Origin of the sequence: Georgenia thermotolerans, from assembly GCF_009193185.1 — a bacterium.
Classification (GTDB): Bacteria; Actinomycetota; Actinomycetes; order Actinomycetales; family Actinomycetaceae; genus Georgenia; species Georgenia thermotolerans.
In genome coordinates this window covers 63,211-72,093 of record NZ_VUKF01000023.1, presented here as the reverse complement: position 1 = coordinate 72,093, position 8,883 = coordinate 63,211, and the positions used below count along the sequence as shown (strand labels likewise).

7 protein-coding genes are annotated in these 8,883 nt (G+C 78.9%); 2 read left to right on the top strand and 5 right to left on the bottom strand.

Going from position 1 to position 8,883, the window contains the following annotated elements; all coding sequences use genetic code 11:
- A partial coding sequence (locus tag GD970_RS12305) for a PEP/pyruvate-binding domain-containing protein (RefSeq protein ID WP_152203188.1) occupies positions 1-2,468 on the top strand: 2,468 nt, incomplete at its 5' end.
- A 66-nt stretch (positions 2,469-2,534) separates the two neighbouring features.
- On the opposite strand, the gene GD970_RS12300 is transcribed toward GD970_RS12305, so the two are convergent.
- Both GD970_RS12300 and GD970_RS22505 read right to left on the bottom strand, forming a co-directional pair.
- The gene (locus GD970_RS12300; protein WP_226925317.1) at positions 2,535-4,151 is read right to left on the bottom strand and encodes a Y-family DNA polymerase; all 1,617 of its coding nucleotides are present in this window, start codon (positions 4,149-4,151) and stop codon (positions 2,535-2,537) included.
- Between the two features lies 1 nt (position 4,152).
- Complete coding sequence (locus GD970_RS22505) at positions 4,153-5,142, bottom strand: hypothetical protein (protein ID WP_152203187.1); 990 nt, start codon at positions 5,140-5,142, stop codon at positions 4,153-4,155.
- 277 nt (positions 5,143-5,419) lie between these two features.
- On the opposite strand from GD970_RS22505, the gene GD970_RS12290 reads away from it, so the two are divergent.
- Positions 5,420-5,902, top strand: a complete 483-nt coding sequence (locus tag GD970_RS12290; protein WP_152203186.1) for a hypothetical protein — start codon at positions 5,420-5,422, stop codon at positions 5,900-5,902.
- Between the two features lie 24 nt (positions 5,903-5,926).
- Here the strand turns inward: GD970_RS12290 and GD970_RS12285 are convergent, their stop codons facing one another.
- Genes GD970_RS12285 through GD970_RS12275 form a run of 3 tightly spaced genes read right to left on the bottom strand, consistent with a single transcriptional unit; the run spans position 5,927 to position 8,854 of the window.
- Complete coding sequence (locus GD970_RS12285) at positions 5,927-6,799, bottom strand: ABC transporter permease (RefSeq protein ID WP_226925315.1); 873 nt, start codon at positions 6,797-6,799, stop codon at positions 5,927-5,929.
- A complete protein-coding gene (locus tag GD970_RS12280; protein ID WP_152203185.1) occupies positions 6,789-7,781 on the bottom strand; it encodes an ABC transporter ATP-binding protein in 993 nt (330 codons plus the stop codon). The genes GD970_RS12285 and GD970_RS12280 overlap by 11 nt, the downstream gene beginning before the upstream one ends.
- Positions 7,778-8,854: a LolA family protein gene (locus tag GD970_RS12275; protein WP_152203184.1), complete on the bottom strand. Its 1,077-nt coding sequence runs from the start codon at positions 8,852-8,854 to the stop codon at positions 7,778-7,780. Before GD970_RS12275 ends, GD970_RS12280 begins: the two co-directional genes overlap by 4 nt.
- Positions 8,855-8,883: the final 29 nt, after the last annotated feature.

Here is an 8,883-nt window from a genome sequence, read left to right as displayed (position 1 = left end):
CGGCGCCGGGCACCGTCCCGCCGGCCGAGGGGCGGGCCGCGACCGCGGTGCGCACGGCGTTCGCGGTGCCCGCCGCCCAGGCCCGGTCCCGGCTGCGCGCCACCCCGGTCCCGGCCGAGGCGGCCGCCGCCGTCCGCGCCGCCTACGCCGCGCTCGGGGAGGACGTCCCGGTCGCGGTGCGGTCCTCGGCCACCGCCGAGGACCTGCCCGACGTGAGCTTCGCCGGCCAGCAGGACACCTTCCTCGGCGTCGTCGGCGCCGAGGCGGTGCTCGACGCGGTGCGCCGGTGCTGGGCCTCGCTGTGGACCGACCGGGCGGTGGCCTACCGGCAGGCCAACGGCATCGACCACCGGGCGGTGAGCATCGCCGTCGTCGTCCAGGTGATGGTCGACGCGGCGGTCTCCGGGGTGCTCTTCACCGCCAACCCGCTCACCGGCCGGCGCGGGGAGACGGTCGTCGACGCCGCCCCGGGGCTGGGCGAGGCGCTGGTCAGCGGGGCGGTCAACCCCGACCAGTGGGTGGTGGACACCGCGACGGGCCAGGTGCTGCGCCGCACGCCCGGGCGACGCACCGACGGCTTCGGGGCGGGCCTGTGCCTGACCGACACCCAGGTGCGCGAGCTCGCCCGGCTGGGGGCGCGCGCCGAAGACGGCGCGGGGCTGCCGCAGGACGTGGAGTGGGCGGTCGGGGCGGACGGGCGAACCTGGGTGGTCCAGTCCCGGCCGATCACCACGCTCTACCCGCTGCCCGAGCCGGACGCCGACGACGGCGCGCGGGTCTACCTGTGCGCGAGCCTGCTGCAGGGCATCACCGGGCCGCTGACGCCGATGGGCCTGTCGGTGTTCGACACCATGCTGGTGCGCTACCGCCCCACGGCGCCGGGCTCGTCCGAGACCTTCCGCTACGCCCACCCGGGGCTGCGCCTCTACCTGGACATGACCGGCTCGCTGCGCACGAGGGGCGGGCGGGCGATGTTCGCCTGGGCGATGCGGGTCGCGGACGCCCGCTCGGTCGCGGTGCTCGACCGGCTCATGGCGGACCCGCGCTTCACCATGACCGAGGGGTGGACCCCGCGCGCCCTGCTCGCCCTGTACCGCTCGCTGCCCCAGCTCAAGGCCCTGCCGCAGGTCGCCGTCGCCCTCGTGCGCCCGGCGGCCGCGATGGACCGCGCCCGGCGGGCCGCGCAGGCCGCCCGCGAGGCGGCCAGGCTGCCCGACCGCGCCCGCCCGGAGCAGCGGCTCGACCTGGTCGAGCAGCAGCTGGGCCCCGACCTCATGATGGTCGTGATCGACCAGCTCGCCCCGGCCGTGGCCGGCTACATCTGGTTCGGCATCGCCCGGTGGCTGCTCGGCCCGCTCGCGCGGCCCGGCGAGCTGCCGACGGTGCTCCAGGGGCTGCCCAACAACGTCACCACGCAGATGGACCTCGAGCTGTGGCGCACCGCCACGCGGATCGGCGCCGACCCCGCCTCGGTCGCCGTGCTGCGGGACACCGACCCCGGGGTCGTCGCGCGCCGCTACGCCGAGGGGTCCCTCCCCGCGGTCGCCCAGCACGCCCTGGCCGACTTCCTATCCCGCTACGGGCACCGGGCGGTGGCCGAGATCGACCTGGGGGTGCCGCGCTGGGCCGACGACCCCACCCACATCGTCAACGTCCTGGCCAACTACCTCCGCCTCGCCGACCCCGCGCAGGCTCCCGACCGCCAGTTCGCCCGGGCCGCCCGGGAGGCAGAGGCGATGGTGGCCGAGCTCACCCGCCGGGCGGGGCGGCGCGGCCGGCTCCGCGGGCGGGTGGTGCGCTACGGGCTGCGCCGGGCCCGGGCGGCCGCGGGCCTGCGCGAGCAGCCCAAGTTCGCCCTGGTGCTCGTGCTCGCCGCGCTGCGCCGCCAGGTCGCCCAGGTCGGCGCGGCCCTCGCGGCCGCCGGGCGGATCGCGACGGCGGAGGACGTGTTCTTCCTCGACCTCGCCGAGGCGCGGGTGGGCCTGCGCGGCGCGGACCTGCACGAGGTCGTGGCCGAGCGGCGGCGCACCTACGAGCGCGAGACGCGCCGCCGCCACGTCCCGCGCGTGCTGCTCTCGGACGGCACCGACGTCGAGGCCGCCCTGGCCGCCGAGGTGGCGGCCGCCGGCGGCGCCGCCCCGGGCACGCTGACCGGGGCGCCGGCCTCGCCCGGCACCGTCACGGGGCCGGCCCGGGTGGTCCTCGAGCCCGCCGGTGCGCGCCTGGAGCCCGGGGAGATCCTCGTCGCCCCGTCCACCGACCCGGGCTGGACCCCGTTGTTCCTCACCGCCGGCGCGCTGGTGATGGAGATGGGCGGGGCGATGTCGCACGGCGCCGTCGTCGCCCGCGAGTACGGCATCCCGGCGGTCGTCAGCGTGCCGGAGGCGACGGCGCGCATCCGCACCGGGGACACCGTCACGGTCGACGGGTCCGCCGGGGTGGTCACGCTGGGCGCCCCGGAGCCGTGACGGCGCCCGGCGGGCCGTGACGGCTGCCGGGAGGCCGCGGCGCGGCGGCACACCCCGGGCGGGCCGTCAGTCGTACACGCCCTCGACCTGCCAGGCGCCGCGCTCGACGGCGAGCAGCAGGGCGGGGGCGCCGTCCGGGACCACCTGGAGATAGGCCCGGCGCCGCCCCTCGGCGCTCCACCACCGCTCGGTCACCGGCCACGGCCCGGCCCAGGCCAGCAGCGGATACTCCCCCGCCGCCACCGGTGCCGGCCCCTCGGGCCGCTCGGGCGCGGGCACGACGACGCGGGCCGGGACGGCGCTCGTCCGCCCCCGGGCGTCCACCCGCACGGTGGCCCCCGCGGCGTCGACCAGCCCGACCGGCACCGGGTCGCTGGGCACGGTGGCCGGCCAGGGCGCGGGCACCTGCCCCGGCCACGGCGCGTCCGGGCGGCGCAGCGGCGCCGGGTCGTCACCCCAGGCCACGAGCCGGGCCGCGGACCGGGGGTCCCGCCCGCCCTGGAGCACGGGAACGAGCACGCCCTCCGCGCCGAGCAGGCCCTGCACGCGCAGCGCGGCCCGCCCGGCCTGGACCTGCCCGCGCAGTGAGCGGCCCCACAGCCCGTCCTGCACCGCCCCGGCCGGGCTGACCTCCTGGGCCGCCAGCTCCAGGTGGGTCAGCGGGGCCGACGGCGCCCGCCCGCTGCGCCCGGCGAGCCACCCCTCGAGCTGCCAGCGCACCCGGTCGGTCAGCTCGGCGGCGGTGGGCGCACCGTCCAGGCTCCACGTGCGCACCAGCTCGTTGCCGTCCTCGGTGCGGGCGGTGACCTGCAGCCGCGCGCACAGCACCCCGCGGCGCAGCATGCGCTCGGTGAGCTGCTCGGCCAGGGCGCGGGCGGCGAAGGCCGCCACGTCGGCGCGCGCGGCGGGCGGGTCGAGCTCGGTGGCGGCCAGGACGTCGTCCTCGGGGCGGCGCGCGGCGGACGGGCGGGCGTCCAGGCCCCGGGCCAGGCGGTGGGCGAGCAGGCCGCGGGTGCCGAAGCGGGCGGCGACGTCGCCGGTCTCCAGCCGGGCGAAGGCGCCCAGGGTGCGCAGCCCCAGGCGGCGCAGCAGGTCGACGAGCTCGGCCGTCTCGGCGTCCGCCTGCCGGGTGCTGGCGGCCAGGGCCAAGGCGCCGACGTCCTGCCCGCCGAGGAAGGCCGCGGTGGTCTCCGGGCCGGCGGGCACGAGGACCCCGGCGCGCGCGGCGAGCATGGCGGTGAGCAGCCCGTCGCCCAGGCCCACCTGGCACTCGGCGCCGGTCTCCGTGGCGACGGTGCCCACGAGCAGCTCGGCGAGGCCCTCCTCGGAGCCCACGTGCCGCACCGGCCCGCGGGCGAGGAAGACCACCATGCCCGGGCGCACCACCTCGACCTCGGCCACGACCGTCTCCACGGCCTGGACCAGCGGCTCGAACGCGCGCGCGTCGCGCACCGGGTCGGTGGGCAGCAGCACGAGCTCGGGGCACAGCTGCTGGGCGCTGCGCCGGCGCATGCCGCGCCGCACCCCGGCCGCGCGGGCGGGGGCGGAGGCGACGAGGACGCCGCGGTTGTCGTGCACCGCGACCGGCACCTGGGGGTCGGCCACCCCCTCGGCGACGGCGGCGGCCACGGGCCAGTCCGGCACCCACAGCACGCCCCGGCGCGCCGCCCGCCCGGGGGGCACGTCACACCGCCCGCAGCAGGGCGGCGTCCGGGCGCGCCGCGGCCAGGGCGAGGTCGCCCGCGGAGACGGCGAGGTCGCCCGCGGTCAGGGCGAGGTCGGACGCGGCCGGGACCCCGGCCGGCCCCGCGGCGGGCACGGCGGGGCGCGCGGGCGCGCGCATCCCCTCCGCACCCACCTGGACCCGGACCTCGCGGGCCCGGACGGCGCCGCCGCGCCCGGTGGCGCGCACCGTCAGCTCCTGGTCCGCCAGGTGCCCCCAGCCCTGACCGAGACCGTCCCAGCTCCGCGCCGCCGCGCGCAGCACGAGGTGGGCGCCGGGCCAGGGGTGGGTGCTCAGCAGCACGGCCCCGCGGGTGCGCAGCCGGGAGCCGAGGAGGCGGCGGTCCCGCTCCCCCAGCGCCGGGCACGGGCCGACGACGAGCACGTCGAAGCCGTCCACCAGCGCCCCGACCACCGCCGCGGCGTCCGGGCCCGGGCGCGGCACCACCGCCACCCGGTCCAGGGCCAGCCCGGCCGCCGCGGCCGCCCGCCAGCCGACGTCGGGCAGGGCCGCGAGCGCGCACCAGGCCCCGTCGGCGCTGGCGGCACCGGCCAGGGCGAGCAGCACCGAGGTGGAGCCCGTCACCTGGACGACGCCGCCGCGGGCCAGCGCCCCGCCGGGGAAGAGCGGGGCGAGCGCGTCGGGGACGGGGAGGTAGCGGTCGTCGCCGGGGGCGGGACGGGCGTCCGGCTCCACGGCGGGGGCGGCCGGGGCACCGGCGAGGTCGGGCGAGGACGGCACCGGCGGTGTGTCACCGGGGAGGGCGACCAGCGCGGGGCTGGTGGCCAGGCGCGGCCCCGGTGCCGGGGCCGCCTCCGCCGTCGGCCCGGCCAGCCGGGTCCGCAGGCCGGCGGCCAGCTCGGCGCGGCTGAGCGCGGCCCGGGCCGCGGCTAGGCGGGCCTGGTCGGTGGGACGCGGCTCGGCGCGCACGGCCGTGAGCACGGGTCCCATGGCTCCTCCTCGTCCCTCGTCATCGCAACTGTTCGAACAGGGGTTCGAACACTCTTAGTTTTCGACCCCGGCCCGGGCTTGTCAACCGCGGCCCGTGCTCCCTGGGGACGGTGGGCCGTCCCGCGTCCGGCGCATCTCGTCGACCACCGACATCCGGCGCCCCGCACGGCGGGCACCGCCGCCGGGGCAAAGTGTGCGACCGGTTCCGAGGGCAGTCCCTGCCCGCACCCCGCAGACTGGATGACGGCATTGCCGGGGGCGTCAGGAAGGGGGCTGCATGCCGAGGTCCGTCCTCGTTCACGACCTGCCGGACGACGTCGCCGAGACCATCACGGCCCACGGCGCCCACCTGACGACCCGCGACACGGCCACCGGCATCGACCTCGTCGTCACCGCCGGCCCCGTAGTCGCCCCGCCGGGCATCGACATCCTGCAGATCGGCGGCCCGGTCTCCGGCGCGGCCGCCCGCCCCGCCCTCGAGCCGGTCCCGCCCCGGCAGCGCTGGCGCCCGACCCTGGCCGCCCAGCTCCTCCGCCTCGACGCCCTGCTCGTGGCCAACGTCCTCACCGACCCGCCGACGGTGGCCCTGCGCTGGCCCGTGCCGCCGCCCGCGGCCGACGCCGTCTCCCTCGCCTGCACCACCGCCGGCCACCACGCCGCCGCGATCCTCCGGCGCTCCCGCGGCGGGCACCTGTGGTGGGTCAGCGACCGCACGCTCGACGCCCTGCCGTGGGTGGAGCACCTGCTGCGGCGTCCCTGACCGCGCTCCTCGCGGCGGCCGCCGTCAGGACAGCACGTCCTTGGTGAGGAACCGCCAGGCGGCCAGCGCGCCGCACACGACCACGTACCCGGCCTGGAGCCGGAGGTTGTCGCCGAAGGAGGCCCACAGGACCGGCTCGCGCAGCAGGTCGGCGAAGCCGAGCCAGTAGTGGCTGAACAGCCAGGGGTGCAGCCAGGCGACCTGGCTGAGGGAGTCGAGCACCTGGGCGACGACGGCGAGCACGACCGTCGTGGCCATCGCCCCGACGGGCACGTCGGTGAGGGTGGAGACGAACAGGCCGACGGCGGAGAGCCCGAGCAGGGAGACCGTCACGTACCCGGCCACGAGCAGGGAGCGGACCAGGGACTCCCCCACCCCGATGGTGTCGCCGGACAGCAGCGTCACCGGCCCCACCGGGAACAGCGCCGCCCCGACGGCCGCGCCGGTGAGCACCACCGTGAGCGTGGCCGCCAGGCAGAAGGCCGCCGCGCCCGCGTACTTCACCGCCAGCAGGCGGGCCCGGCCGGCCGGCGCGACGAGCAGGTAGCGCAGCGTGCCCAGGCCGGCCTCCCCCGCGACGGTGTCGCCCGCGACCACCCCGACGGTCAGCGGCAGGAAGAGCGGGATGGTGACCACCAGCGCCGTCATGGCGACGAACAGGCCGTTCTGGGTGACCCGGTCCAGGAAGGGCGGGCCCTCCCCCGGGCCCGGGGGCGTGGAGGACAGCCTCACCGCGACGGCGATGAGCACCGGGATGGCCGCGAGCGCCAGGAGCATCGCCCAGGTGCGCCGGCGCCGGAAGAGGACCGCGAGCTCGGAGCCCAGCAGCGCCCACCCGGCGGCCGGGGGCGCGGCCGGGCGGCGCTGGGGCACCGTGAGCGGCACGTCACTGGGCAACGTCGAACCCCTCCCCGGTCAGGGCCACGAAGCGTTCCTCCAGGCTGGCCGCCGCGACGGTGAAGCCGCGCACGCGCACCCCGGCACCGACCAGGCCCGCCACGATCGTCTCGGGGGCCGGGGCGTGCGCGGGCAGCGGCGCGGTGAGCATCGCGGCGCCGTCGGCCCCGGGCGCGGGGCCGAGCACGTCGTCGGCCGGCACGCCGAGCCGGGCGAGCTCGCGCCGGGCGTCCGCGACGTCGGGGGTGAGGAGCCGCAGCCGGGCCTGGCCGGCGCGGCGGAGGTCCTCGAGGCTGCCCTGGGCCACCAGGGCGCCGACGCTCATCACGCCGACGTGGGTGCACATCTGCTCGACCTCGGCGAGCAGGTGGCTGGAGACGAACACCGTGGTGCCCCCGGCCGCCAGCGAGCTCACCAGCGCCCGCACCTCGCGGGTGCCCTGCGGGTCCAGCCCGTTGGTGGGCTCGTCCAGGACGAGCAGCTCGCGCGGGCACAGCAGGGCGACGGCGAGGCCCAGCCGCTGCTTCATCCCCAGCGAGTAGGCCCGCACCTTCTTCGCCGCGGCGTGGCTGAGCCCGACCCGCTCGAGCGCGGCGTGCACCCGGGCGGCCCGGGTGGCCGCTGGCGCGTGGCGGTTGGCGCTGTCGAGCCGATGGAGGTTGGCGGCCCCGGAGAGGAAGGGGTAGAACGCCGGCCCCTCGACCAGGGCGCCCACCCGGGGCAGCACGTGGCGCAGGTCCCGGGGCATGTCCCGGCCGAGGACCCGCACCTGCCCGCCGGTGGCGCCGGCCAGGCCGAGCATCATCCGGATCGTGGTGGTCTTGCCCGAGCCGTTGGGGCCGAGGAACCCGAAGACGCTGCCGCGCGGGACCGCCAGGTCGACGCCGGCGACGGCGAGCTGGTGGCCGAACCGCTTGGTGAGGTCGTGGGTCTCGACGGCGAGCTCGGTCCGGTCCGCAGCGCCCGCGGGCCCGCCGCTCACTTCCCGGCGGCGGCCTGGAGCCGCTCGAGCGGGACCGCACCGACGAGCACGCGGCCGTCGTCGGCGAGCAGGGCGTTGACCAGGCGGGAGGAGACCAGCCGCCCGCCGGCAACGGGCTGGCCGGCCTGCTGGAGCATCGGCACGGCGGCGGGGTCGACGGTGCCGGCCGGCAGGACGGCGACGGCGTCCCACCCCGAGCCCACGACCGTCGGCTCGGGGCCGGTTCCCTGAGGGCCGGCGGCGCCGTCGTGCTCGGGGACGGCCTTCTGCGTCACCTTCGCCCCCGGCGGCGGGGTGAAGGCGAACCGGGCGGCGTCCGGGGCGCCGAGGTCGAGGGCGGTGAAGGCGGCCTCGAACGCGGGCTTGTGGTCGCGGGCGAGCACGGCGACGCGCAGCGGCAGGCCGGTGGCGCCGTCGACGGCGATCTCCACCGACCCCACCAGGGTGTCCGCGGGCTTGGGGGTGAGGACCAGCTGGTAGGCCGGGCGCCCGGCGACCTCCACGTCCTGGCCCACCGCGAGGGCGGTGGTGGGCTGGAGCTCGGCGACCATCCGGTCGGCGAGCTGGTCCGGGCTGCCGGTCCCGGTCGCCCCGGCCCCGCCGTCGTGGCCCCCGCCCGTCCCGTGCTCGGCAGGCAGGGTGAGGTGGGTGGCCGCGTTCTCCCGGGAGTCGTAGAGCCAGACGTCGCGGCCGTTGCGCACCGCGTCGCGCTCGGCGAGGGCGTCCATGACCTGCAGGCGGGCGGTGTCGGGGCCGCCGACGTACACCCGTCCGGTGTGGGAGCCGGTGAGCACGTCGAGCAGCTCGGCCGGCGTCAGCCCGCCGGCCCCGGCCCCGGTCCCGGTGCCGGTGCCGGTGCCGGCGCCCTGCGGCAGGGCGGGCAGGCCGAGGTCGGAGGTCTGGCGGAAGGTCCCGGAGAACGGCTGGTCGTCGCGCTGGGCCATCAGGGCGAGGACCTGCTGCGGGGACCTGTCGGGCAGGTCGGCGGCGGCGCCGGCCTGGGAGCCGGCCACCACCGCGGCCACGGCGGCGGGCACCACCGCGACCGGCAGCCACCTGGTCCACCGAGCCATCTGCCTCACCTCACCGGGACGCGTCGCTA